Annotated in this window: 24 protein-coding genes; 11 read left to right on the top strand and 13 right to left on the bottom strand. The window is 65.7% G+C overall.

Annotation, left to right across the window (positions count from 1 at the left end):
* Positions 1-7: 7 nt before the first annotated feature.
* Entirely contained in the window at positions 8-1,378 is a 1,371-nt protein-coding gene (locus AYJ54_RS25750; protein ID WP_063703191.1) for a sensor histidine kinase, read from the bottom strand.
* A gap of 187 nt (positions 1,379-1,565) precedes the next feature.
* Between AYJ54_RS25750 and AYJ54_RS25745 the strand changes: the two genes are divergently transcribed.
* The 5 genes from AYJ54_RS25745 (at position 1,566) to AYJ54_RS25725 (ending at position 5,890) form a co-directional block, all read left to right on the top strand.
* Positions 1,566-2,327 carry a MotA/TolQ/ExbB proton channel family protein gene (locus AYJ54_RS25745; RefSeq protein ID WP_063703189.1) on the top strand — a complete coding sequence of 254 codons (762 nt, stop codon included), beginning with the start codon at positions 1,566-1,568 and terminating at the stop codon, positions 2,325-2,327.
* A complete protein-coding gene (locus tag AYJ54_RS25740) occupies positions 2,317-2,988 on the top strand; it encodes a DUF2135 domain-containing protein (protein WP_063703390.1) in 672 nt (223 codons plus the stop codon). The genes AYJ54_RS25745 and AYJ54_RS25740 overlap by 11 nt, the downstream gene beginning before the upstream one ends.
* Positions 2,981-3,586: a hypothetical protein gene (locus tag AYJ54_RS25735; protein ID WP_063703188.1), complete on the top strand. Its 606-nt coding sequence runs from the start codon at positions 2,981-2,983 to the stop codon at positions 3,584-3,586. Before AYJ54_RS25740 ends, AYJ54_RS25735 begins: the two co-directional genes overlap by 8 nt.
* A 118-nt stretch (positions 3,587-3,704) precedes the next feature.
* The gene (locus tag AYJ54_RS25730) at positions 3,705-4,445 is read left to right on the top strand and encodes a metallophosphoesterase family protein (RefSeq protein ID WP_063703187.1); all 741 of its coding nucleotides are present in this window, start codon (positions 3,705-3,707) and stop codon (positions 4,443-4,445) included.
* A gap of 5 nt (positions 4,446-4,450) precedes the next feature.
* Complete coding sequence (locus tag AYJ54_RS25725) at positions 4,451-5,890, top strand: serine/threonine protein kinase (protein WP_063703185.1); 1,440 nt, start codon at positions 4,451-4,453, stop codon at positions 5,888-5,890.
* Between the two features lie 21 nt (positions 5,891-5,911).
* On the opposite strand, the gene AYJ54_RS25720 is transcribed toward AYJ54_RS25725, so the two are convergent.
* Both AYJ54_RS25720 and rpe read right to left on the bottom strand, forming a co-directional pair.
* Positions 5,912-6,103, bottom strand: coding sequence for a hypothetical protein (locus AYJ54_RS25720; protein ID WP_063703183.1), 192 nt, complete (start codon positions 6,101-6,103; stop codon positions 5,912-5,914).
* Between the two features lie 499 nt (positions 6,104-6,602).
* Positions 6,603-7,304 carry a ribulose-phosphate 3-epimerase gene (gene rpe / locus AYJ54_RS25710; protein WP_063703178.1) on the bottom strand — a complete coding sequence of 234 codons (702 nt, stop codon included), beginning with the start codon at positions 7,302-7,304 and terminating at the stop codon, positions 6,603-6,605.
* Positions 7,305-7,557: 253 nt separating this feature from the next.
* Here rpe and AYJ54_RS25705 point away from each other — a divergent pair, with 253 nt between their 5' ends.
* Positions 7,558-8,358 carry an EF-hand domain-containing protein gene (locus AYJ54_RS25705; protein WP_063703176.1) on the top strand — a complete coding sequence of 267 codons (801 nt, stop codon included), beginning with the start codon at positions 7,558-7,560 and terminating at the stop codon, positions 8,356-8,358.
* Between the two features lie 147 nt (positions 8,359-8,505).
* Here the strand turns inward: AYJ54_RS25705 and AYJ54_RS25700 are convergent, their stop codons facing one another.
* Both AYJ54_RS25700 and AYJ54_RS25695 read right to left on the bottom strand, forming a co-directional pair.
* A complete protein-coding gene (locus AYJ54_RS25700; RefSeq protein ID WP_063703388.1) occupies positions 8,506-9,504 on the bottom strand; it encodes a P1 family peptidase in 999 nt (332 codons plus the stop codon).
* Between the two features lie 63 nt (positions 9,505-9,567).
* Positions 9,568-12,378, bottom strand: a complete 2,811-nt coding sequence (locus AYJ54_RS25695; protein ID WP_063703174.1) for a PAS domain S-box protein — start codon at positions 12,376-12,378, stop codon at positions 9,568-9,570.
* 237 nt (positions 12,379-12,615) lie between these two features.
* On the opposite strand from AYJ54_RS25695, the gene AYJ54_RS25690 reads away from it, so the two are divergent.
* Positions 12,616-13,002, top strand: a complete 387-nt coding sequence (locus AYJ54_RS25690) for a response regulator (protein ID WP_063703173.1) — start codon at positions 12,616-12,618, stop codon at positions 13,000-13,002.
* A 103-nt stretch (positions 13,003-13,105) separates the two neighbouring features.
* Here the strand turns inward: AYJ54_RS25690 and AYJ54_RS25685 are convergent, their stop codons facing one another.
* The 5 genes from AYJ54_RS25685 to AYJ54_RS25665 all read right to left on the bottom strand — a co-directional run bounded on the left by AYJ54_RS25685 (position 13,106) and on the right by AYJ54_RS25665 (position 18,161).
* The gene (locus AYJ54_RS25685; RefSeq protein WP_063703171.1) at positions 13,106-14,224 is read right to left on the bottom strand and encodes a branched-chain amino acid ABC transporter substrate-binding protein; all 1,119 of its coding nucleotides are present in this window, start codon (positions 14,222-14,224) and stop codon (positions 13,106-13,108) included.
* Between the two features lie 150 nt (positions 14,225-14,374).
* Positions 14,375-15,109 (bottom strand): ABC transporter ATP-binding protein, encoded by a 735-nt coding sequence (locus AYJ54_RS25680; RefSeq protein ID WP_063703170.1) that lies wholly within the window; start codon positions 15,107-15,109, stop codon positions 14,375-14,377.
* Entirely contained in the window at positions 15,106-15,939 is an 834-nt protein-coding gene (locus tag AYJ54_RS25675) for an ABC transporter ATP-binding protein (RefSeq protein WP_063703168.1), read from the bottom strand. The genes AYJ54_RS25680 and AYJ54_RS25675 overlap by 4 nt, the downstream gene beginning before the upstream one ends.
* Entirely contained in the window at positions 15,936-17,237 is a 1,302-nt protein-coding gene (gene livM / locus AYJ54_RS25670) for a high-affinity branched-chain amino acid ABC transporter permease LivM (protein WP_063703167.1), read from the bottom strand. Before livM ends, AYJ54_RS25675 begins: the two co-directional genes overlap by 4 nt.
* Positions 17,238-17,243: 6 nt before the next feature.
* Positions 17,244-18,161 (bottom strand): ABC transporter permease subunit, encoded by a 918-nt coding sequence (locus tag AYJ54_RS25665; protein ID WP_063703166.1) that lies wholly within the window; start codon positions 18,159-18,161, stop codon positions 17,244-17,246.
* A gap of 273 nt (positions 18,162-18,434) precedes the next feature.
* On the opposite strand from AYJ54_RS25665, the gene AYJ54_RS51400 reads away from it, so the two are divergent.
* Together AYJ54_RS51400 and AYJ54_RS25660 are read left to right on the top strand one after the other, a co-directional pair.
* On the top strand, positions 18,435-18,602 hold the full coding sequence (locus tag AYJ54_RS51400; RefSeq protein ID WP_201724255.1) for a hypothetical protein: 168 nt from the start codon (positions 18,435-18,437) through the stop codon (positions 18,600-18,602).
* 325 nt (positions 18,603-18,927) lie between these two features.
* Complete coding sequence (locus AYJ54_RS25660; RefSeq protein ID WP_063703165.1) at positions 18,928-19,449, top strand: hypothetical protein; 522 nt, start codon at positions 18,928-18,930, stop codon at positions 19,447-19,449.
* Here the strand turns inward: AYJ54_RS25660 and AYJ54_RS25655 are convergent.
* The 3 genes from AYJ54_RS25655 to AYJ54_RS25645 all read right to left on the bottom strand — a co-directional run bounded on the left by AYJ54_RS25655 (position 19,411) and on the right by AYJ54_RS25645 (position 22,067).
* Positions 19,411-19,803 carry a carboxymuconolactone decarboxylase family protein gene (locus AYJ54_RS25655; RefSeq protein WP_063703163.1) on the bottom strand — a complete coding sequence of 131 codons (393 nt, stop codon included), beginning with the start codon at positions 19,801-19,803 and terminating at the stop codon, positions 19,411-19,413. The two genes, AYJ54_RS25660 and AYJ54_RS25655, sit on opposite strands and share 39 nt — an antisense overlap.
* A 110-nt stretch (positions 19,804-19,913) precedes the next feature.
* A complete protein-coding gene (gene pcaD / locus AYJ54_RS25650; protein WP_063703161.1) occupies positions 19,914-20,696 on the bottom strand; it encodes a 3-oxoadipate enol-lactonase in 783 nt (260 codons plus the stop codon).
* A gap of 15 nt (positions 20,697-20,711) precedes the next feature.
* Positions 20,712-22,067: a 3-carboxy-cis,cis-muconate cycloisomerase gene (locus AYJ54_RS25645; RefSeq protein ID WP_063703159.1), complete on the bottom strand. Its 1,356-nt coding sequence runs from the start codon at positions 22,065-22,067 to the stop codon at positions 20,712-20,714.
* 170 nt (positions 22,068-22,237) lie between these two features.
* Here AYJ54_RS25645 and AYJ54_RS25640 point away from each other — a divergent pair, with 170 nt between their 5' ends.
* Complete coding sequence (locus AYJ54_RS25640) at positions 22,238-22,684, top strand: SRPBCC family protein (RefSeq protein WP_063703157.1); 447 nt, start codon at positions 22,238-22,240, stop codon at positions 22,682-22,684.
* 135 nt (positions 22,685-22,819) lie between these two features.
* Complete coding sequence (locus tag AYJ54_RS25635; protein ID WP_063703155.1) at positions 22,820-23,305, top strand: (2Fe-2S)-binding protein; 486 nt, start codon at positions 22,820-22,822, stop codon at positions 23,303-23,305.
* Positions 23,306-23,335: the final 30 nt, after the last annotated feature.

Genomic DNA, 23,335 nt, shown 5'->3' with positions numbered 1-23,335 from the left:
GCCGGCCTCACGCCGCAAGCGGGATCGTGGCGGCCACGCTGAGGCCGCGTGTTGCCGGCAGGATAGACAGCGAGCCACCGGCGGCCGCGACGCGCTCGCGAATGCCGGTGAGGCCGAAGCCGGCTGATTGCGCGACGCGCGTCGCATCGCCGCCGCCGTCATCCTCGACACTGATCAGCAGCGCATCGTCCTCGCCGGAACGGCGCTCGATGCGCAGCGAGATCTCACGCGCCGCGCTGTGGCGCAGCGCATTGGTCAGGCACTCCTGGGCGACGCGATAGGCGGTGGTGGCGGCCTGGCTGCTGATGTCGGCGAGATCCCCCTTGAGATCGAGCTGGATCGTCGGCTGCGTCGTGCTCTGCGAACGCCAGCGGTCGACGAGATTAACGAGGCTCGCCTCGAGCCCGAGCTCCTCGGGCAGGGGATTGCGCAGCCGCTTCAGCGTGTCGCGCAGCGAGGTCATAATGCGGTGGGTCGCCTGCGAGATCATCCGCGCATCCTGCGCGATCCCGTTCACTTTAGTTTCCTTCGCGCTCGCGGTCTCGATCGTGTTGGCGAAAGCCAGAATGGCAGAGAGATTCTGCCCGAACTCATCGTGCAGCTCGCGGGCGAGGGCGCGACGCTCGTCTTCGCGGATCTCGATCAGGCGCCGCGTCAGCGTAGCGCGCTGCTCGGTGGCCTCTTCCAGCCGGCCGCCGAGCTCGCCTACGGCCTCGCCGATCATCGCAAGCTCCATGGAGCGGAAGCGCGGCAACGGCGTGCGATACTGGCCGCGCGCCATGCGCTGTAGCGCGGTGACGATCGTGCGCGCCGGCGCCAGCGTATGCGCGATCGCCAGTGAGGCGAGCAACGCGATCGCCGCCGACATCAGCAGCGCGACGTCGATCACGTTGAGGATGTACTCCCAGGCGAGCGAGATCGCGGCCGCTTCATCCGGTGTCGCGACGACCGTGCCGGCTGCCGCGGCGCGGGGACTGACGGGCCGCACCACCTCGGCATGGCTGCCGAGGAAGGTCGGTACGATGGATGCGAACCAGCGCGGCGCCGTCTTGCCGATGCCCTGGTTCTGGCCGCAGAGCGGCTTTTCGAATGCGGCCGCCGGCTGGAACTGGACGCAGACGCCGGGCGAGATCAGCTTCATCGTCTCCAGCGTGCGCCAGTCGGGAACCGGCAGGAGGTGTTCGCGCATCCTGCTGCTGCGCAGCAACAGCTCGCGCCAGTACAGCGCCTCCAGTGCCTGCGCGACCCGCTGCGCGGACGCGGCAGTTGCGCGGTCCACGCTGCGATAGGCATCAAATGTGGCCCACACCGTCGCCGCCCCCAGGCAGAGCGCGACGATGAGAAGCAGGCGGGCGACGAGCTGAAGCACGAGACGCATGCGATCACCCCCAACGTTTGCTAAGCTCACAGTAACAACGCCGCCGCGCCTTGCCAATTGCGGGGAAGGGCAGGGGGGCGGCTCGGGCAAATTTCCCAAGCCGGATTGGGCATGGCTCTTTGGACCGGGCGCTGCGGTTTTGATCTAATCCGCAACGAATGATCGTTGCAGGCCGGAGCGATGCAGCATGAGCTCGATAACGATTGGACCGACCGTGCGGCAACCGGCCGACCCGTCCGAGCGGAGCGCGCTCCTGTTCTGGATGATTTTCACCGGGCTTTCGATCTTTGCCGTCGTCCTGTTATGGCGGTTCGGGCTGATCCATCTGATGCTGACCTCGGACCGGACCTACATTTCGAGCGTGATCGCGGTGCTCTATATCGTCACCTGTGGGCACTGCTTCCTGCGGACGCGCGCAATCGCGCGTGAGGGGGCGGCGGCGCGGCGCTGCCGCGCGGTGCTGTCGGCTGCCGAGGGGAGCAAGGCGCTCGACAAGAGCGGAACCGCGCTGCCGCGCGGGCTGGTGCGGGATCACATCGAAAGCCTGGTGACCAAGGCGGCCGCGCAGGACTACCGGCCGGTCGACCAGACGCTGCTACTGCGGACGCTCGCCGACCGGCTGCGCGGCTCCAACGGCTTTGGTGCTTTCGTCTCTGATACGCTGATGAAGCTCGGCCTGCTCGGGACCATCATCGGCTTCATCATCATGCTGGCGCCGATCGCGGGGCTGGATGCCGCCGACAAGGTCGCGATGCGTTCCTCGATGGGGATGATGAGCGACGGCATGGCGGTCGCGATGTACACGACGCTCGCGGGCCTCGTCGGCTCGATCCTGGTCCGCATCCAGTACTACATGCTCGATGCCGCGACCCAGCGGGTGTTCTCGGACGCGGTGATGTTGACCGAGACCTATGTCACGCCGGCTCTGGAACGCCGTCATGATGGATGATTTCGGTCTCTATCCGCGCGAGGAGCCGTTCGATCCGCTGGGCGTGATGCTGTTCAAGGCGCTCCAGGTGGTCGCCTTCCTGTTCTTCCTCGCCCTGCTTGCGGTCTCCCCGGATGCCAAGGACGGCAAGATCGACTCCAAGGCCGAGTTCATGATTACGCTGGACTGGCCGGACAATCACCCTGACGATCTCGACCTGTTCGTGCAGGATCCCGCCGGTAACATCGCCTGGTACCGGCACCGCGAGGCCGGCTTCCTCACCCTCGACCGCGACGACCGGGGCGGCGCCAACGACTTCATCATGGTCAACGGCAAGAAGATCGCCTCGCCAATCCGCGAGGAGATCGTCACCGTGCGCGGCATCGTCGCGGGCGAATACACCGTCAACATCTCGCACTTCGTGGCGACGACCGGCGAGCCGGTCCAGGCGAATGTGAAGGTGCAAAAGCTCAATCCGACCGCGCAGGTCATCTTTGACAACAAGCTGACGCTCGACCACACCGGCGACGAGAAGACGGCGGTGCGGTTCCGGCTCGATGCCGAGGGCAAGGTGGTCACCGTCGACCAGCGGCCGAAATCGCTGCTGGAGACCTTCCGCAGCAGTTGGCGCAACGGCGGCGACGTCGATCCGAAGACCGGTGTGAGGGTGCGCCGTGAGTGATCTGCAACTGGTCATCTTCACGTTGTCGGTTGCCTACGCCGTCATCGGCGCATTGCTGCTGGTCGTGCTGGTCTATGCGCGCCTGCACTGGTCGCTGAAGGCGATCGCGGTGGTCGTGACCAGCGCGTTCTATGTCGTCAGCTTCGGCGGCATGCGCGGGTTGCTCGGCTGGGCCAGCACGGAGCGCATGCCGACCTCGTTCAAGCTGCTCCATGCCCGCATCGTCGAGCCGCATTCGCTGGAGGGCGATCCCGGCTCGATCTATTTCTGGGTCGAGGAGCTCGGCGAGGACAACCGCCCGAGCGGCATCCCGCGGGCTTTTCGCGTGCCCTACAACGATAGGCTGGCTGACAAGACCCACGCGGCGCAGAACGAGATCGCGGCCGGGCATCCGCAAGGCGGGCGCGCGGCGGACTTTGGCGGCGGCGAGGGCAGCCTCATTGACATGGTCCGGGAATATGTGACGCCCAAGACCATCCTCGAGACGTCCGGTGGCGACTCCTCAACCGGTGAGTTCAACGCTCCGCCTGCCGGCGCGCAAGGTGCCGTGTTCACGCCGCTGCCGCCGCCCCGGATGCCGCCGAAGGACGAGCAATAACCTCTTCATCATCGCGACAGCGGCGCGCTGGAAAATCATCCCGCGCTGGCGCATCTTGTTGACGTCCCTCAAATTGGCTTTATCGGCTTCCAGATTACCTTTCGAGGGTGGAGGGTGCGTGCTTCTAGCTGTCTTCTCGGATATCCACGGCAACCGGCAGGCGTTCGAAGCGTGCCTGAAGGCCGCACAGGCGCGCGGCGCTGAGCGGATCGTGCTGCTCGGCGATCTCGTTGGCTATGGCGCTGATCCCGAATGGGTGGTGGATATGGCGATGGAGCTGGTCGGCCGTGGCGCCGTCGCCGTGCGCGGCAATCACGACCAGGCGGTGAATTCCTCGGCCGAGACCATGAACGCCGAGGCGCAGATCGCGATCGAATGGACCCGCGGGCGGCTCGATACCGCGCAGCGCCGGTTCCTCGCCGAGCTGCCGATGCTTGTCGAGGATGGCGATCGTCTGTTCGTGCACTCGGAAGCCTCTCACCCGCAGCGCTGGCACTATGTCCGCTCGACGGTGGACGCCGCCAGAAGCCTGATATCGACGCCCGCACATGTCACCTTTTGCGGCCACATCCACCGTCCCGCGCTCTATTCGATGTCGGTGACGGCGAAGATGACGAGCCTCGTGCCCAAGACCGATGTCTCCGTGCCGCTCCTGCGCGGGCGGCAATGGCTCGCCGTGCTCGGCGCGGTCGGCCAGCCGCGCGACGGCGATCCGTCCGCAGCGTTCGTGCTGTTCGACACGGTCTCGTGCCAGATCACCTATTGCCGCGCGCCCTATGACATCGCCAGCGCGGCGAACCGGATCCGCGAGAACGGTCTGCCGCACTGGCTCGCCGACCGGCTGTCGCAGGGACGCTGACGGCGATGCCGATACCCCTGGTCAGGCCCGGCGCGGAAATCGACGGCTACACGATCGGCGAAAGCGTCCATGCCGGCGGCATGGCGACGCTGTGGACCGTCACCCATCCCGGCATCGATGTGCCGCTGCTGATGAAGATCCCGCGGGTGTCGGAGGGCGAGGACCCGGCGGCGATCGTCTCCTTCGAGATGGAGATGATGATCCTGCCGCGCCTCGCAGGGCCCCACGTGCCCGCCTGTTTCGGCACCGGCGATTTCGCCCACCAGGCCTATGTCGTGATCGAGCGCGTTCCCGGCACCACGCTCTACAAGCGGCTGCCGGACCTGCCGCTGCCTTATGACGAGGCGCGCCTGCTGGTTGCGAAGATCGCGACCGCGCTAGCCGACGTGCACCGCCAGAACGTGATCCACCACGACATCAAGCCGAGCAGCATCATGTTTCGCGACAGTGGTGAGGCAGTGCTGATCGACTATGGACTTTCGCATCACGACCATCTGCCCGACCTGTTACAGGAGGAGTTCCGGCTGCCTTACGGCACCGCGCCCTACATGGCGCCGGAACGGCTGCTCGGGGTGCGCGACGATCCGCGCAGCGACCTGTTTTCGCTCGGCGTGCTGCTCTATTTCTTCACCACCGGCGAGCGGCCATTCGGTGAGGGCGAGACGCTGCGCGCGATGCGGCGCCGGCTGTGGCGTGATCCGGATCCGCCACGCGGGCTGCGGGCGGACTATCCGCCCTGGCTTCAGGAGGTTGTGCTGCGCTGCCTCGAGATCGAGCCGGTCTGGCGCTATCCGACCGCCGCGCAGCTCGCCTTCGATCTTACCCATCCGGACCAGGTCAAGCTCACGGCGCGCTCGGAGCGGTTGAAGCGCGATCCGCTCAGCGTTGCCTGGCGGCGCCGCTTCAACCAGGACGTCGCGCAGCCGCGCGCGAAATCGGATGTCGCGGCGCAAATCGCATCGAGCCCGATCCTCGCGGTCGCGCTCGATACCGCGGAAGGCGCGCCGGAACTGAACGAGGCGTTGCGCGTCACCACCGAGCGCATCCTCGCCACGCTGCCGTCAGCGCGGCTCGCCTGCGTCAACGTGCTCAAGCTCAACCGCATCGCCATCGACCGGACGCTGGACGAGCAGGGCTCCAACAAGCACATCGATCGCCTGGTGGCGCTGCGGCACTGGGCTACCCCGCTCAAGCTGGATGAGAGCCGGCTGTCGGTTCATGTGCTGGAGTCGGTCGATCCGGCGGCGGCGCTCCTGGAGTTCGCCGAGGTCAACCAGGTCGACCACGTCATCATTGGCGCGCGGCAGAGCTCGTTCAGGCGCAGGCTGCTCGGCAGCGTCTCGTCCAAGGTGGCCTCGGAAGCGACCTGCACCGTCACGGTGGTGCGGCCGCCGCGGATGGCCGCGGATGCGGCTGAGCCGGATGCGGGCGAAGCGGCGGGATAAGGCTTCGCGTCGAAGGCCGGATCAGGCTGCGTGGGCCGTGTGAGCGACGCGCTTGCGGCGGATGGGCCAGGAGAAGCGCGGACCGGCTTCGCCGTGATCCGCGCTGCCGCCGAAGTACTGGATGATCTCGCGGCAGGCTTCGCAATTGAACAGGTTGCGCGACGCGGCTGCCTTGGTCATTTCCTTCAGGCAGTTCGGGCAGTGCGGTTTCATCAGTCTTAGTCCAAAAAGCTTCAATGCCGGTGCGGTGACCGGAACGGGTGATCCGGGTCCGCCATCTCGGCCCCGGCGTCGTCGCGCCTCTCGCCTTCGGTGCGTTCAAGACGACCGAAGAAGTAGTCGAGGTTCGGGTGCGGGCGCCGTGGGATGCGGCACCTGCGCTTCGGCTGACACTTCACGATCGCGATCCGCATGGCGTCAGGCCCTGTCGCGGCGGATGATACGTGCGGAACGTGCCGGGACGTTCACCGGTCCGGCCGATGGGCCGAACACAACGAATGCACTGAAACCAAGCCACAACGCCACGCCAGTCCAAACCAGGGTCGTCGTCATGATGTGCTCCCGCCAAAACAGGCAGGACTCACTTGCAGTGATTTGCGCGAATCAGGGAAGTCCGGATGAGTACGGATTTAGGTTGCAATTGTAAGGATTGCACGCCGCACAGCAGCAAGAGCTGCAGCTCATGCATCGCACATGCCGAGCCTGATGCGGCTCAGATCGCTTCGCCGCGCGCCCCGAGCGCTGCGTTGCGGATCGCGGCGATGTTGGTCTTGTAGGCCTCCAGCGTGCCGCCCCTGAACACCGAGGTGCCGGCGACGAAAGCGTTGGCGCCGGCCGCGGCCAGCGCGCCCGCAACGTCAGGGCCGACGCCGCCATCGACCTCGATGTCGATCGGGCGGCCCGCCGTCATCGCGCGGATGTCACCGATCTTGCCGATCGCGGAGGGGATGAAGGCCTGGCCGCCGAAGCCGGGATTCACCGACATCACCAGCACGAGGTCGATCAGGTCGAGGACGTATTCGAGCGCGCTGATCGGCGTCGCCGGATTGAGCGAGACGCCGGCCTTCTTGCCGAGCGCGCGGATCGCCTGGAGCGAGCGGTGCAGGTGCGGGCCGGCCTCGGCATGCACGGTGATGTGGTCGCAGCCGGCTTTCGCGAAGGCCTCGAGATAGGGATCGCAGGGCGAGATCATCAGATGGGCGTCGAAGATCTTCTTCGTGTGCGGGCGCATCGCCTTGATGACGTCGGGGCCGTAGGAGATGTTGGGAACGAAGTGCCCGTCCATCACGTCGAGGTGGATCCAGTCGGCGCCGGCGGCGTCCACCGCGCGGACCTCTTCGCCGAGCCTGGAGAAATCCGAGGCCAGGATCGAGGGCGCGATCGCCAGGGGGCGGGGGCTGAAAGCTTGGGTCATGGGTGCTGTTTCCCGTGGCGGCCGTAAGAGGTGAGGCCTCGCCTAACATGGGCGTTTGCGCCGGGCAATGCAGGGGAGGGGTGCTTCCTGTGGGCGGAAAATTCTGCCGCCTGCGGCATGAATTGCCGATGTTCCCGGGTTTCGCAAGGCGCGGCCGAGCCGGATTTCATTGAGCTTTTCGTGCTGGCACGTCGCTTGCTGACTTATTCGGAGAACATTGGCCGCGGCATGCCGCATCGGTTGGAGTTGTGCAATGTTGTTCGCCCTCGGTGCCGTTTCGACTGCGCTCGACGCGCTCCAGTTGCTGACGAGCTCGAAATCGTCATCGTCGACCCAGAAGTCGGGCTCCTCGCAGGGCGCGACCAATCCGTTCGCGATCGACAGCGGGAGCAGCACGACCAGCGGCGCGACCTCGTCGGTCAACTCGGGCAATTGCGCGCAGATCTCGCCGGAGACGATGAGCGCGCTGATCTTCGCGCAAAGCCAGTCGTCGGACAGCGCAAGCAGCGCGACCAGCTCGAATTCGTCGAGCGCGACGTCCTCGACGTCGACGAGCCGCGATGCTGCGCTGAAGGACCTGTTCTCGCAGATCGATGCGGACGGCGACGGCAAGATCACCAAGTCCGAATTCGAGAACGCGCTTGGAGCGGGCGGCACCAATCTGGCGCAGGCGGACGATGTGTTCTCGAAGCTGGACGCGAATTCCGACGGCAGCGTCAGCCTCGATGAGATGTCGAAGGCGCTGAAGGGCGGCCATCACGGCCACCACCACGCCCAGGGCGCGAGCGGCTCGGGCGATGCGTCCGGCAGCGGCTCGGATTCGTCGTCGCAATCGGGCGGCGGGTCGACCTCGACCACGACGACCAACGCCGACGGCTCGACCACCACCACCGTCACCTATGCCGACGGCTTCAAGATGTCGACGACGGTCCCTGGCGCCTCCAGCGCGTCAGGCGTCGGCAATTCGCCCTATAACTGGTTCGAGCAGATGATGCAGCGCCAGGCGCAGGCTTCCGCGGGGTCCACGGCCTCTTCGATGTCAATGAGCGTGTGAGCGTAGGGCGCCCTCTACGCCAATTGATGGTGTCATGCCGGCATCCGGTACGCCGCGGCTTCTCGGTTCAATTACCGCTGTCTCTGGAATACTGGATCGCCCGGTCTTCGCCGGGCGATGACGCGTGACGGGAGAGGCGCGTTCTTGCTACGCGCCAAACCGATCCTTCCACGCCGGCAGCGCACCCGCGAACGGCAGCGCGGTTGCGCTGTGGACGCCGCGCGCGATTGCGCGCGCGACCACGTTGGCGGCGACCATGCCGAGCTCGGTGAGCTCGACCAGCGGCTCGATCGGCTTCTCGCAAGTGGCTGCCGCGAACAGCACGTCGCCGTCGAGCGGGGCATGCACCGGATAGATGGCACGGGCAAATCCGGTCTGCGCGATCATCGCGAGCCGCTTGGCCTGCGCCTTGGTCAGGATGGCATCGGTGACGATGAGGCCGATCGTGGTGTTCTCGCGCGCGCTTGCGGCCGGGCCGCCCTTGATGCGCATCGCCAGCATGTCGGGCGTAAATTTTGGCGGCAGGCCGCGTCCGCCGAATTCGCCGTCCTCCTCGAAGGGCGCGGCCCAGAACCAGGGTCCGTCGCCGACGGTGGCGCTGCCGACCGCATTGACCACCATGATCGCCGCGACCTTGACGCCGTTCGCGGTCACGGCCGACGCCGAGCCGATCCCGCCCTTGAAGGTGGCCGTGGTGGCACCGAGGCCGGCGCCGACGCTGCCGAGCGCGAAGTCGGTGCCGGCGGAAGCGGCCGCGGCGTAGCCGAGGTCGCGATAGGGCGAAAAGCGGCCCCAGGCCTTGTCGCCGCCATTGAGCAGATCGAACACGATCGCGCCGGGCACGACGGGGATCACGGCCTCGCGGATCCGAAAACCCCGGCCCTGTTCGGCGAGCCAGGCCTGGACGCCGCCGCCGGCATCGAGCCCGAAGGCGGAGCCGCCGGACAGCGCGATCGCGTCGACGCGCTCGACCGTGTTGGCGACATCGAGCAGCGAGACTTCGCGCGTGCCGGGTCCTCCACCGCGGACGTCGATCGCCGCCACCGCCGGGGAATCGAAGATGATCGCGGTCGTACCCGAGGCGAGCCTGGCGTCGTCGGCATGACCGACGCGAACGCCGGCGATATCGGTGAGAAGGTTTTTCAAGGACGGCACTCCATGCGCTGCAGGCGACCGGTCCGAAAGCGATAGCGCACGCGTAACCCGCGCTCAACTGGCGAGCGCCGTCCGGATCATCTTGGCGAGCTCGGTCTTGCGGTAGGGCTTGGCCAGCAGCAGCACGCCGGAATCGAGCCGGCCGTGATGAACGATGGCGTTCTCGGTGTAGCCCGAGGTGAACAGCGTCTTCAGGTCCGGACGCCGGCGGGCTGCCTCATCGGCAAGCTGACGGCCGTTCATGGCGCCCGGCATGATGATGTCAGTGAAGAGCAGGTCGATGCCGCCGTCGGCATCGATGATGGTGAGCGCCTCGGCCGCATTGGCGGCTTCGAGCGCGGCATAGCCGAGGCTCTTGATCTGGGTCACGACATACTGTCGTACCAGGGCGTCGTCCTCGACGATCAGGATCTTCTCGTCGCCGCCGGCGATGGGCACGTTCTGGAGCGCCTCGTACTCGCTCTCCTGCACGCCGCTCGAGCGCGGGAGGTAGATCTTCACGCTCGTGCCGTGACCTTCCTCGCTGTAGATCTTGATGTGACCGCCGGATTGCTTGACGAAGCCGAACACCATGCTGAGACCGAGGCCAGTGCCCTTGCCGACCTCCTTGGTGGTGAAGAACGGATCGAACACCCGATCGATCAGTTCCGCGGGAATTCCGCTGCCGGTGTCGCTGATCGCGATCATCACGTAGCTGCCGGCCGCGACGTCGGCATTCATGCTGGCATAGCCGTCGTCGAGGAAGACGTTGCGGGTCTCCAGCACCAGCGTGCCGCCGTCGGGCATGGCGTCGCGCGCATTCAAGGCCAGATTGAGGATCGCCGTGGTGAGCTGGTTCGGATCGACCAGCGCCGGCCAGGCATCCTCGGTGAGCTGAGGTGTGATGGTGATCTGCTCGCCGAGTGTCGGATGCAGGAGCTTGGCGGCCTCGAGTGCCAGCGCGTTGACGTCGATCTCGCGCGGCTGGAGCGGCTGCTTGCGGGCGAAGGCGAGCAGATGCTTGGTCAGCTGTGCGCCGCGCTCGGCGGCGTCGTCGATCAGCTTGGTGATGGCGGCAAGCTCGGGACGGTCGGCCACGGCATCCGAGAGGATGCCGATCGTGCCGGTGATGACGGTCAGCACGTTGTTGAAGTCATGGGCGACGCCGCCGGTCAACTGGCCGATCGCGTCCATCTTTTGCGCCTGCCTGAACTGGGCCTCGGCGGCCTGCTTCTCGGTCAGGTCGCGTCCGATGAAGAAATGGCGCTTCACGGGCTCCGACCAGGTGCCCATCCAGTTCAGCGTGACCTCGTGACCGTCGTCGTGGTAGTAGCGCGCCTCGAAGCTGCGCTTGATCTGGCCGCGGCGGGCCGCGCGCATCTCGTTGCGCGTCTTCTCGAGATCGTCGGGATGAATGAACTCGGTCGCGCTGTGCCCGATCAGGTCCTCCGGCTTGAAGCCGAGGATGTCGGTGACGCTCGGGCTGACCTGGACGAAATTGCCGTAGCCGTCGGTGACGAGGATCAGGTCCTGCGAGGTCTCGAAGATGCGCTGACGCTCCTCGATCTCGCGGTTGAGGGCTGTCTCCGTCCGCTTCCGTTCGGTGATGTCGCGGGCGACCTTCGAGGCGCCGATGATCTTGCCGTCGGTCGATCGCAGCGGGAACTGGCTGAGCATGACATCGACCTGCTGGCCGTTCTTGTTCATCCGCACCGCTTCCTGCTGGTCGATGACCTCGCCGTTGCGGGTGCGAGCCAGGAGTTCCTTGATCTCGTCGTGCAGTTCCCCCGGGACGATGATGTCGATGGGACGCCCGACCGCCTCGTTCGCCGAGTAGCCGAAGACGCGCTCGGCAGCGTGGTTCCAGGTCGTGATGGTGCCGTCGAGCGACTTGGTGATGATGGCGTCGTTGGAGGATTCGACGACGGCGGTAAAGAGCCGTTCGCGCTCGGCGTGATAGTCCCGCTCCGAGTTCGACTGCCGACGCAGCTTGCCGACCACCCCCGCCATCTGGGCCTGGAGGCGGACGTTCTCCACCAGCAGCACCGCGAGCACAAAGATTGCGGCGCAGAGGCCGTAGAGGCGGCCGGCGTAGAAGCCGAGATCGAAGCGGGCACTGTTGAAGATCCCCGAGAGGGCGATATCGAACAGCCAGGCGCACATCACTGCCATAAGCCAGACGTCGAGCACCGTATGCGGCCGCCTGAACCACAAACCGATCAGGGCGGCAAAGCTCAAAGACCACACGAACGAGATCACGCCCACCTGCGCCGTCGTGAAGCCGCCGCCTTCCTTCAACAGTGCCGGAAGCAGACCGTGCCACGCGGTGACGATCCAGGTGAGGGCCGTCACTGCTGCGCCGACACCGAGCAAGCTGCCGATGATCGCGTTTCGCGTCGAACCCGAGACTTCTATCCCGCCGTTCACCCCCTTCCACCAGACATAGGCCAGCACGAACAGTGGAAAGCCGCCGTGCCAGATCATATAGAGCCAGGCGGTTGTCTGCGGGCCGGACCCAAATAGCCCATTCGGCGCGAAAAGGCCGGGAAAGCTGAGCGCGTGGACCACGGCGGCTGTCGCTGTGAACAGATAGCCGCTCGAAAGCCACAGCAGTGCGCGGGTCCGCAACGCCGCAAATTGCGAGAACAACAGGACTGCAGTGATGACGTCGCAGACAGCGAGAGCGGATTGGTAGCTGGCGATGAAGGCCGGCATGCGTTCAAGCGGCACGCCGGCAAACGGCACGGCCAGCGCGAACAGAACCGCGGAAATACCGACGATCACCAATGCTGCGGTGCGGTCGCGCGGTGTCGCCGGCAGCGTCGAAAGAAATGTGCTTCGATCGATCGCAGGCACGTTCACCTCGTGCAGACCGGTTTTGACCATTCCCGCCAATTCCGCTTGACCCGGCAGCTTTACATCCATGGTAGCCGGTTCTGGGCGCGTATCCGAACGGATGCGACCGCGACTCAACCGAAGGTTACAGCTTACTTAATTCTGGCGGGAACTCGGAACGGGACCAGGTAAGATGCGCTTTACTGAGCGGTGTCATAATGCCCTCCCGCTGCGTCCGGTTCCAGATTTGAATCAGGCGATCTTTGATTTCAGGATACGGGAGTTCCCATGCCCCGCGTTCTCGTCATCGACGACCAGAAGAACGTGCGCGCGATGGTCGCGATCGTGCTCCGGGTCAATCGGTTTGAGGTCGTGGAGGCCGATAGCGGTGCGGCCGGCATGAAAGCCTTCGCCGAAGCCCCCTTCGACGCGGCGATCGTGGACATTTTCCTCGGCGATACGAGCGGCGTCGACGTCATTGCGACCCTTCGCGAGCGCGCGCCGGAGATGCCGATCGTCGCGGTATCCGGAATGACGGCGCTCGATTTCATGGAGCAGTCGCCCCATCTCGCCGATGTGGTCTGCCTGCAGAAGCCGTTCCGGCCGAACGACCTGTTGCAGGCGCTTCGGATGGCCCAGGCCGCCGCGAGCGGCGAGGAGCAGGCGGCGGTTTGATTGCACTGCAAAAAGAAACGCCCCGGCAAGCCGGGGCGCTGTCTTGATTGCAGGGGCTTGAAGGGCGGCCAATCCGGGATTGGCAGCCCGTTTCACGCGGGCCTCAGGTGCCGCCGCCGACGATCTCGGCGTAGCCGCCCTTGGCATCCCATTTGTAGACAACGTAGTCGATCTGCTTGATGTCGCCCTTGGCGTCATACTCGATCGGGCCGATCACCGTGTCCCACTTGCCGCCCTTCATCGCCGCCATGACCTTCTTGGCGTCGGTGGTGCCGGCCTTCTTGGCCGCCTGCGACCAGACCTGCATCGCGGCATAGGTGTAGAGGGTGTAGCCCTCGGGATCGATGCCCTTGGCCTTGAAGGCCTCGACGATCTTCTTCGCGGTCGGCTTGTTGCGCGGGTCGGGGCCGAAGGTGAACAGCGTGCCTTCACCGGCCGGGCCGGTGATGGAGGCGTACTCCTTGTCGGCGAGCGCGTCGCCGGCCATCAGGATCGTCTTGAGGCCCTGGTCGCGCATCTGGCGCAGGATCAGGCCGCTCTCCTGGTGGTAGCCGCCGACATAGACGAGATCGATGTTGTCGCGCTTCAGGCGCGAGACGATCGCGTTAAAGTCCTTGTCGCCCTTGTTGTAGGACTCGTACATCTTCTCGGTGATGCCGGCCTTGTTGAGCGCCTTCTTGGTCTCGTCGGCAAGACCCTTGCCGTAGGTGGTCTTGTCGTTGAGGATTGCGATGTTCTTGCCCTTGAAGTTCTTGGCGATGTACTGCGCCGCGATCAGGCCCTGCTGATCGTCACGGCCGCAGACACGCGCCACGTTCCACAGTTTGCGCTCGGTGAACAGCGGGTTGGTCGAGGCCGGCGTGATCTGGAGGACGTTACCGTCGGCATAGGCCTCCGAGGCCGGGATCGAGGACGAGGAGCAGTAGTGCCCGGCGACGAACGGCATCTTCGCGCCGGCGATCTTTTCGGCGACCGAGCGTGCCTGCTTCGGATCGCAGGCGTCGTCCTCGACATCGAGCGCGAGCTTCTTGCCGTTGACGCCGCCTGCGGCGTTGATGTCGGTCACGGCCATCTCGGCGCCGTTCTTCATCTGGCGGCCGAAGGCGGACTCGCCGCCGGTCATCGGGCCTGCGACTGCGATTGTGACGTCCTGCGCGAACGCCGCGCTCGATAGCGCGATCGAAGCGCCGAATGCCAGACCGATCAGCTTCAGTGTTTTCATGAGATACCTCGTGGGTGCTCGCTTGGGGGAAGTTGCCGGGTAGGCCCGGCGCAAGCCGGTGACATTCTCGAATGAATTTGCCGAGAAGTCACCGGCAAAATACGGGCAGGGGCGACGATATCTCGCCGCATTCGGCCGCCCTTGAAGGCGTCAGCCATGCCGGCCGCCCTCCAGATAGGCGGCGCGAATCTCGGCGCGCTGCAGCAACTCCGCGCCGGTTCCGGCCAGCGTGATCAGGCCGTTGACCATGACGTAGCCGCGATGGGCGAGCTTGAGCGCGTGGTTGGCGTTCTGCTCGACGATCAGCACTGTCAGGCCGTCCTGCCGGTTCAGGGTGCGGATCGCGTCGAAAATCTGGCGCGCGATCAGCGGCGCGAGCCCGAGCGAGGGCTCGTCCAGCAGGAGCAGGCGCGGGCGGCTCATCAGGGCGCGGCCGATCGCCAGCATCTGCTGCTCGCCGCCGGACAGTGTGCCGCCGCGCTGCGCGTAGCGTTCCTTCAGCCGCGGAAACAGCGTGAACACGCGCTCGAGCGTCGCGTCCCGCTCCGCCTCCGTGCATCCGGTGGCGTCGGCCCCCATCTGGAGGTTTTCGGCGACGCTCATGCGCGGGAAGATGCGCCGCCCCTCAGGCGATTGCGCAATGCGCAAATGCGCGATCGCGTGGGTAGGGACGTCGGTGATGTCGCGGCCCTCGTAGAGGATCTGGCCGGCGCGGGCGCGCGGCTTGCCGAAGATCGTCATCATCAGCGTCGACTTGCCGGCACCGTTGGCGCCGATCAGCGCGACGATCTCGCCGGCATTGATCTCGACATCGACGCCCTTCAGCGCCTCGATCTTGCCGTAGGCGGCGCGCAGGCTGCGGATCGCGAGCAGGGGAGAGGTCACGACCCGCTCTCCATCACGGCCATCGCCTCCTCCTCGTCGGTGCCGAGATAGGCGGCGATCACCTTGGGATCGTCGCGGACCTCGCGGGGTGAGCCTTCCGCGATCTTGACGCCGTGGTCCATCACCACGATGTGGTCGGAGATCTCCATCACCACCGACATGTCGTGCTCGATCAGGAGGATCGAGGTGCCCTTTTCGTCGCGGATGGACAGCAGCAGTTCGCTCAAGGCGGCGCTCTCGCGCGCATTGAGACCGGCGGCGGGCTCGTCGAGGCACAGCAGCGCGGGCTCGGTGCACATCGCGCGCGCGATCTCGAGCCGGCGCTGGTCGCCATAGGCAAGGTTGCCGGCGGCATCGTCGGCGCGGTCGAGCAGGTTGACCCGTCTCAGCCATTCGGTGGCGAGCTCGATGGCGTGAACTTCCGCGCTGCGGTAGGTGGGCACGCCGATCAGGCCGAGGAAGGTGAAGCCGGAGGCGCGCATAAGTGCGTTGTGCTGCGCCACCATCAGGTTTTCCAGCGCCGTCATGCCGGGAAACAGGCGGATGTTCTGGAAGGTGCGCGCGACCTTGGCTTGCTTGGCGATGCGGAAATCGTTCAGCCGTTCCAGCGCAATTTGCTTGCCGTCGTCGTGGGTGAGACGGATGGCGCCGCCGGTCGGCCTGTAGAAGCCGGTGATGCAGTTGAACACGGTGGTCTTGCCGGCGCCGTTGGGCCCGATCAGCGCCGTGATCTTGCGCCGCTCCGCCGCGAAGGACAGATCGTGCACGGCGACGATGCCGCCGAAGCGCATCGTGAGCTGGTCGACCCCTAGGATCTTCTCGCCGCTCATCCGTGCCCTTCCTTGACGAGGTCGGAGGAGATCGCCTTCGCCTTGGTCAGATACACCGTCGGCGCGCGGTGGCCGATCAGGCCGCGTGGCCGCCAGATCATGATAAGCACCATCGCCATGCCGAACACCAGCATGCGATAGGTCTCGAGCCCACGGAACAGCTCGAAGCCGCCGATCATCGTGAGCGCGGCGAGCGCGACGCCAAGTTGGGAGCCCATGCCGCCGAGCACGACGATGGCGAGCACCAGTGCCGATTCCTGGAAGGTGAAGGATTCCGGGCTGATGAAGCCCTGGCGCGTGGCGAAGAACGCCCCCGCCAAGCCGCCGAACATCGCGCCCGTCGCGAACGCCGTGAGCTTCGTGGTCGTGGTATTGATGCCGAGCGCGCGGCAGGCGACCTCGTCCTCGCGCAGCGCCTCCCAGGCGCGTCCGATCGGCAGGCGGCGCAGGCGGATCGTCACCCAGTTGGTGAGCAGGGCCAGCGCCAGGATCAGGTAGAACAGGAAGACGATGCGGTGCGTCGGCGAGTATTCGATGCCGAGCCTGGCGGCGAGCCCGTCGTCGCTGTTGTCGAGCGGGATGCCGAACAGCGTGGGACGCGGGATGCCGGGGACGCCGTTCGGCCCGCCCGTCAGCTCCTGCCAGTTGATGATGACGAGGCGGATGATCTCGCCGAAGGCGAGCGTGACGATGGCGAGATAGTCGCCGCGTAGCCGCAGCACCGGGAAGCCGAGCATCACGCCCCAGAGGGCGGCGAGAATGCCGGCGAGCGGCAGGCAGATCCAGAACGACCAGTCAAAATTGGTGGCGAGCAGCGCATAGGAATAGGCGCCCACCGCATAGAAGGCGACGTAGCCGAGATCGAGCAGGCCGGCGAGCCCGACCACCACGTTCAGCCCCCAGCCCAGCATCACATAGGTGAGGACGAGGATCGCGAGGTCGAGGATGTAGCGCTGGTTATAGAAGATCACCGGCACCAGCAGGGCGAATATCAGGAGCGCCGGCGCGAGGAAGCGGCCGACGAACGCCATTCCGCTCTGCACCGCCGGCGGCACGAGCTTCTCGGTGCCGCTCGGACCGATCCACTGCCGCAGGAGCTCGATCACGATCGAGCCGCCGAACACGACGGCGACGAGGGATGCGAGCTCGCCGAAGCGCATCCAGTAGGTGAGCTGGCCGTCGGAGCCGGCCTCGGTGCGGATGCCGACCATCAGCGAGAACAGCACCAGCGCGATCAGTGCGTTGACGACGGCGGTTTTCAGGATGGAGAGGATGCCCGTTGTGGGTTTGGCCGGCATGGTCCGTCAGACTTTTTCGACTTCGGGACGACCGAGCAGGCCGGTCGGCATGAAGATCAGCACGACGATCAGGATCGAGAACGCCGCGACGTCCTTGTACTCCACGGAGAAATAGGCCGACCAGAACGTCTCGATCAGGCCGATCGCAAGGCCGCCCAGCATCGCGCCCGGCAGCGAGCCGATGCCGCCGAGCACGGCTGCCGTGAACGCCTTGATGCCGGCGACGAAGCCCATGAAGAAATCGACCAGGCCGTAGTAGAGCAGGTACATCAGCCCGGCGACGGCGGCGAGCGCTGCCCCGATCACGAAGGTCATGGAGATGGTGCGGTCGACGTCGACGCCGAGCAGCGCGGCCATGGTCTGGTCCTGCTCGCAGGCGCGCATGTCGCGCCCGAGCCGGGTGCGCGAGACCAGCCAGGTGAAGATCGCCAGCAGCACGATGGTGGTGAGCACCACCATGATCTGGATGTTGGAGAGCTGGATCACGAAGCCGTCCGGGCTCTCATGCAGCGTGTAGCCGCCGGTGATGAAGGGCGGGATCGGCTTGACGCGCGCACCTTGCGCCACTTGCGAATAGTTGGTCAGCACGAACGACATGCCGATCGCCGACAGCATCGGCGCGAGACGGAAGGAGTGGCGCAGCGGCCGGTAGGCGATGCGCTCGATGGTCCAGCCATAGAGCGCCGTGATCGCCATCGAGACCAGCAGCACCACGAGCAGGATCACCGGGATCGCCGTCAGGCCGAGCGAGATCAGTATCAGGAAGGTGATGAGGGCGATGAAGCCGCCGATCATGAAGATGTCGCCATGGGCGAAATTGATCATGCCGACGATGCCGTAGACCATCGTGTAGCCGATCGCGATCAGGCCGTAGATCGAGCCGAGCACGAGGCCGTTGATGAGCTGCTGCGCGAAATAATCCATGGACTGCCGTACCAAAGCTGACGCGGCTCAAAGGGAGCTCTTTCACGAGAGTTCTTGGGCCCCGGCAGCCCTTGAGCGTTCGTTTGGTTTTTCTAACAGGAGGGAACTGGCCGCCGCAACAGGCCAGGCCTTGGCAGAAAGGCTTGTACAGAGTCATTTCGTTACGGATGTCGCGTCCTGGTTCCGCTCGTGGGAGGAACCCGGTTCCGCGGGCAACCAAGATAGGTGCCGGGCGTTGTCTCGCCTCTGACGTCCAACAAGGGAGTTCCCTGAATGACGAAGCAGCAGAACCAGAATCCGGGCCAGCAGAGTCAGAACCCCAGCCAGAAACCCGGACAGCAGCAGCAGGGCGGCGGCCAGAAACCCGGACAGCAGCAGCAGGATCCGATGCGCCAGGGCGAGCGGCCCGGCCAGCAGGGCGGCCAGCAGGACAACAGGTAGACTGGGAGCCCGGTAGAATGGAGAGTAGGAGAGGTCCCGCCGAAAGGCGGGGTCTTTCTTTGGTGTGTCGGCTTCGCGAACTTCGTGATCCCTTCACGTCGCCATTCCAGGATGGTGCGTCAGAACCAGACCCGGAATCTCGGGATTCTCAGGTGCGCAATTGCGCACCATCGTTCAGTCCTGCGGACCGCCGCGGATTGACGAGCGCGGCGGCGGTTAAGGTAAATAAAGGGTTTAAATTGCCGCCACAGTCTGATGCGAGTTAGCTCCCGGCAAGATCGCCGCCGTCCGTCGCGGACCTGCGGCAAACGAAGCGGGAAGCGGCATGTTCAGGAATTGGCGGATCGGCTCAGTCAACGGCGCGCTGCTGGCGGCCTATTTCATCCCGGCCTGGACGCTCGTCGCCTTCAACATCATGGTGGCGCCGGTGCACGGGCTCTACGAGCGGCCGAGCGTGGCGGTCGCGCTGTTCCTCAGCGACCATCTCCAGATGGCCGGGACGAGCACCGTGCGCGCCGCCTGGCTGCTGGCGCTCGGCCGGCTGACCGTGGTGGCTTTCCTTGCGATTTTCCTCGCGCTGCTCAGCATTCCTCGCGTCCGCAAAAGCGGCGGCAGCGATGAGGCGCTCGGCATCGCGCTCGCGATCGGCAGCCTGATCTCGTTTGCCAGCATGGTGATGGCGTCGAAGGTCGGCGAGATGGCCGCCCTCCGGCTGCATGCCACCGAGCTGCTGCTGCTGCTCGGTGCTGCGATCGTGATGGTGATCGAACGGCCGGAGGCGCCGCGGGCCGTTGAGGCCGTCGCGCCGCTAGCTCTTGGGCAGGCCGAGCTCCTGCACAATCGCTGAGGCTTCCTTCACGGCGTGGTTCGCCGCCGGTACGCCGCAATAGATCGCCTGCTGCAGCAGGATTTCCTTGATGTCGTCGGGGGTGAAGCCGCCCTCGGCGAGCGCTGCGCGCACGTGCAGGCGGAATTCGTCCCATTGCCCGAGCGCCACCATGGTGCCGATCACCAGCACCCGCCTTGTGCGCTCGTCGAAATGCGGCCGGGTCCAGATCTCGCCCCAGGCATAGCGGGTGATCAGGTCCTGGAAGTCGGTGTTGAACGCGTTGCGGTTCGCGATCGACTTGTCGACCCAGGCATTGCCGAGCACCTTGCGGCGCACATTCATGCCGGCATCGCGGCGCTTCTGGTCGTCCATCTTCTTTCCTCCTCTCCGTCATTGCGAGCGCAGCGAAGCAATCCAGAGATGTGTCCGCGGAGACAGTCTGGATTGCTTCGTCGCTACGCTCCTCGCAATGACGGTTGTTGCTAGCGTTGCGTCAAGAAGCCGACCACCGCGTCGGTGAAGGCGTGGGGCTGCTCGACGTTGGAAATGTGGGCGGCGTCGATGATGGTCATGCTCGCGCCGGGAATGTTTGAGCGGATCAGCTCGCCGGCCGAGATCGGCGTCGCCATGTCGTGGCGGCCGGCGATCACCAGCGTCGGGCTCTTGATCTTCGGCAACAGCGCGCGCTGGTCGAGCGTCGACAGCGCCTCGCAGCAGGCGAGATAGCCTTCGACCGGGGAAGCGAGCAGCATCGATTTCATGTTCGCGGTGATCTGCGGCTCGCGCTCGCGGAAATCGGCCGTCAGCCAGCCGGCGAGCACGGCATCGGCGACCGCCGCTATGCCGCCTTCCTTCACCGCCTGGATGCGCTCCAGCCATTTGGTCGGCTCGGCATAGTAACAGGAGGTGTTGGCAAGGACGATCTTGCCGAGGCGTTCCGGTGCGTTGGCCCCCAGCCACTGGCCGACCATTCCGCCCATCGACAGGCCGCACCAATGCACCTTCTCGATATTGAGATCGTCGAGGATCGCGAGCACGTCGCGGCCGAAGCGCTCCATCGAATAGGGGCCCGGCGGCACGTTGGACTTGCCGTGGCCGCGGCGGTCGTAGCGGATGACGCGGAACACCTGCGTCAGCGCCTTCATCTGCGGCTCCCACATCTGCAGCGTGCAGCCGAGCGAATTGGAGAGCATCAGGGTCGGCCCGCCGTCGCGGCCTTCGACGGAGACGTTGATCAGGCAACCGTCGGCATCGATCATGGGCATGGCGGCGTCTCCGTTCTATTCGCGGTCGAGGCTGTCGAGCAGGCGGTCGATCAGGGCCTGCGACGCCCCTTGATAGGCCATCGGCTCGAACAATGCCGCAATTTTTTCCGGCGAAAGCTGCGCGGTGACCTGTGGATCGGCTGCGAGCACCTCGCGCAGGTGTTTCCTCTCGGCGACCGCGCGCCTGCTCGCGGCCTCGACGAGATGATGCGCGTCGCTCTTGCCGACTTTCTCGGCCAGCGCCATCGAGACGGCCTCCGCCATGATCAGGCCATGCGTCGCATCGAGATTGCTGCGCATGCGCACCGTGTCGACATCGAGCCCCTCGGCGATGTCGACGATCGCCGCGAGCGCGCCCGAGGCGACTAGCATCAATTGCGGCAGCGTCGGCCATTCCGCGTGCCAGGGGCCCGCGCTGCGCTCGTGGTCCTGCACCTGCGCGGCAAAGATTGTCGCTGCGAGCTGCGGCGCCATGGTCGCGGCTCCCAGCGCGCTTGCGGCCGCGACCGGGTTGCGCTTGTGCGGCATGGTGGAGGAGCCGCCGCGGCCTTCGCCGGCGGGCTCGAAGGCTTCGGCGACATCGGTCTGCATCATCAGCGAGACGTCGCGGGCGATCTTGCCGCAGCTTCCCGCGAGAATCGCAAAACTCGATGCAGCCTCCGCGATCCGGTCGCGATGGGTGTGCCAGGGGGCTTCGGGCAGAGGAAGATCGAGCTCCTGCGCGAGCCATTCGGCAACGGCGAGGCCCTTGTCGCCGAGGGCTGCCAGCGTGCCGGCGGCGCCGCCGAATTGCAGCGCGAGACCCTCGCGGCGAAGGCGCCGCAGGCGGCAGCGCGCGCGGGCGAGGCTTGCGGCATACTCGGCGGCTTTCAGTCCGAACGGCATGGGCAGCGCGTGCTGGAGCCAGGTCCGCGCCACCATGGCGGTGTTGCGATGGGCCCGCGCCAGCGCGGCAAAACCCTTGATGGCGCGGCTGAGGTCGATGTCCAGCGCATCGATGCCGGCGCGAAGCGTAAGCATTGTGGCGGTGTCGATGACGTCCTGGCTGGTCGCGCCCCAATGCACGTAGCGCGCGGCTTCGCTGTCCGCCCTGGCGACATTGGCGGTCAGCGTCTTGACCAGGGGAATCGCCAGATTCCCGGACCTTGTCGCGGCCTCCGCCAGCGCCGCGAGGTCGAAGGAATCAGCCTTGCAGGCGGCTTCGATCGAGGCCACGGCGGCCTCGGGAATCACGCCCGTGGCGGCTTCGGCGCGCGCCAGAGCTGCCTCGAAATCGAGCATGTTCTGCAGGGTAGACCGATCGTCGCAGGCGGCGCGCATGGCGGCGCTCGACAGCATCGGCGCGAGCAGGGGGGAGAGGGATGTGCTCATGTTGCGCGGGACCTAACCACCATGGCCCGCGTCTGCCAATCCAAAACCGTTCGCGCAAGCTTTTTGCGGTTGCTAATATGCATTGCACGTGACCGGGCGCCGCCCTTTCCTTTGCGGCCTCCGTGCGTTACTTGAACAGCGTTACAATTCGCGATCCCGGGAGGCGCCCCATGGCCATGACAATGAACGGCGAAGTCCAGCTTGCGGCATCGCGCGATGCCGTGTGGGCCAAGCTCAACGATCCCGAGGTGCTGAAGGCCTGCATCCCCGGCTGCGAGGAGATGGAGAAAACCGACGACGGCGGTTTTCGTGCGGTGGCCAAGATGAAGGTCGGCCCGGTGTCGGCGCGCTTCAAGGGCAAGGTCATGCTCAGCGATCTCGACCCGCCGAACGGATACAAGATCTCCGGCGAGGGTGAGGGCGGGGTGGCCGGCTTCGCCAAGGGCGGCGCAGCGGTCAAGCTCTCCGAGAAGGACGGTGGCACGCTGCTGTCTTATGACGTCGAGGCGCAGATCGGCGGCAAGTTGGCGCAGCTCGGCCAGCGCCTGATCAACGGCGCCGCCAAGAAACTGGCCGACGAATTTTTCGCGAATTTCGCCAAGGCGGTACAGGGCTAAAGGCCCTCGCGTTTCGTCATGGCGCCTTGCGTCCCGGGTGATGTTGCCCCGGGGCATAATGGCCCATATGATGGGTTGGAATAATTATAAGAACCGCTTCGACGGGACCCGTCGGGGCGCTGATAGAGAGTGCTTATGGCGAAAATCTCCCTCATCGTGAACGGCAATCCTGTAACGGCCAACGTCGATCCGCGTACGCTGCTGGTGCAGTTCCTGCGCGAGAATCTGCGGCTGACCGGGACCCATGTCGGCTGCGACACCTCGCAGTGCGGCGCCTGCGTCGTGCATCTCGACGGCAAGGCCGTGAAGTCCTGCACCACGCTTGCCGTGATGGCCGACGGCCATGAGGTCAAGACGATCGAGGGGCTGGCTGCCGACGGCGCGCCGCTGCATCCGATGCAGGAGGCCTTCCGCGAGCACCATGGCCTGCAGTGCGGCTTCTGCACCCCGGGCATGATCATGACCGCGATCGACATCGTCCATCGCAAGGGCCACGAGCTCGACGACCACACCATTCGCGAGGAGCTGGAGGGCAATCTCTGCCGCTGCACCGGCTACCAGAACATCGTCGCCTCGATCGCCGCCGGCGCCAAGGCGATGGCGAAATCCGATCTCGCCTAGCACCGATTCTCCCGCGTATTTCGCGATCAG

The organism is Bradyrhizobium centrolobii, from assembly GCF_001641635.1.
GTDB lineage: Bacteria > Pseudomonadota > Alphaproteobacteria > Rhizobiales > Xanthobacteraceae > Bradyrhizobium > Bradyrhizobium centrolobii.
This window is presented reverse-complemented; position numbering and strand designations above follow the sequence as displayed.

Coding starts and splice junctions, on each gene's coding strand:
- AYJ54_RS25705 (WP_063703176.1), top strand. CDS start 7,558: ATGTTGTTCGCCCTCGGTGCCGTTTCGACTGCGCTCGACGCGCTCCAG.
- AYJ54_RS25745 (WP_063703189.1), top strand. CDS start 1,566: ATGAGCTCGATAACGATTGGACCGACCGTGCGGCAACCGGCCGACCCG.
- livM (WP_063703167.1), bottom strand. CDS start 17,237: ATGCCGGCCAAACCCACAACGGGCATCCTCTCCATCCTGAAAACCGCC.
- AYJ54_RS25750 (WP_063703191.1), bottom strand. CDS start 1,378: ATGCGTCTCGTGCTTCAGCTCGTCGCCCGCCTGCTTCTCATCGTCGCG.
- AYJ54_RS25675 (WP_063703168.1), bottom strand. CDS start 15,939: ATGAGCGGCGAGAAGATCCTAGGGGTCGACCAGCTCACGATGCGCTTC.
- rpe (WP_063703178.1), bottom strand. CDS start 7,304: ATGACCCAAGCTTTCAGCCCCCGCCCCCTGGCGATCGCGCCCTCGATC.
- AYJ54_RS25655 (WP_063703163.1), bottom strand. CDS start 19,803: ATGGACGACCAGAAGCGCCGCGATGCCGGCATGAATGTGCGCCGCAAG.
- AYJ54_RS25635 (WP_063703155.1), top strand. CDS start 22,820: ATGGCGAAAATCTCCCTCATCGTGAACGGCAATCCTGTAACGGCCAAC.
- AYJ54_RS25660 (WP_063703165.1), top strand. CDS start 18,928: ATGTTCAGGAATTGGCGGATCGGCTCAGTCAACGGCGCGCTGCTGGCG.
- AYJ54_RS25645 (WP_063703159.1), bottom strand. CDS start 22,067: ATGAGCACATCCCTCTCCCCCCTGCTCGCGCCGATGCTGTCGAGCGCC.
- AYJ54_RS25720 (WP_063703183.1), bottom strand. CDS start 6,103: ATGAAACCGCACTGCCCGAACTGCCTGAAGGAAATGACCAAGGCAGCC.
- AYJ54_RS51400 (WP_201724255.1), top strand. CDS start 18,435: ATGACGAAGCAGCAGAACCAGAATCCGGGCCAGCAGAGTCAGAACCCC.
- AYJ54_RS25725 (WP_063703185.1), top strand. CDS start 4,451: ATGCCGATACCCCTGGTCAGGCCCGGCGCGGAAATCGACGGCTACACG.
- AYJ54_RS25685 (WP_063703171.1), bottom strand. CDS start 14,224: ATGAAAACACTGAAGCTGATCGGTCTGGCATTCGGCGCTTCGATCGCG.
- AYJ54_RS25695 (WP_063703174.1), bottom strand. CDS start 12,378: ATGGTCAAAACCGGTCTGCACGAGGTGAACGTGCCTGCGATCGATCGA.
- AYJ54_RS25665 (WP_063703166.1), bottom strand. CDS start 18,161: ATGGATTATTTCGCGCAGCAGCTCATCAACGGCCTCGTGCTCGGCTCG.
- AYJ54_RS25640 (WP_063703157.1), top strand. CDS start 22,238: ATGGCCATGACAATGAACGGCGAAGTCCAGCTTGCGGCATCGCGCGAT.
- AYJ54_RS25740 (WP_063703390.1), top strand. CDS start 2,317: ATGATGGATGATTTCGGTCTCTATCCGCGCGAGGAGCCGTTCGATCCG.
- pcaD (WP_063703161.1), bottom strand. CDS start 20,696: ATGCCCATGATCGATGCCGACGGTTGCCTGATCAACGTCTCCGTCGAA.
- AYJ54_RS25690 (WP_063703173.1), top strand. CDS start 12,616: ATGCCCCGCGTTCTCGTCATCGACGACCAGAAGAACGTGCGCGCGATG.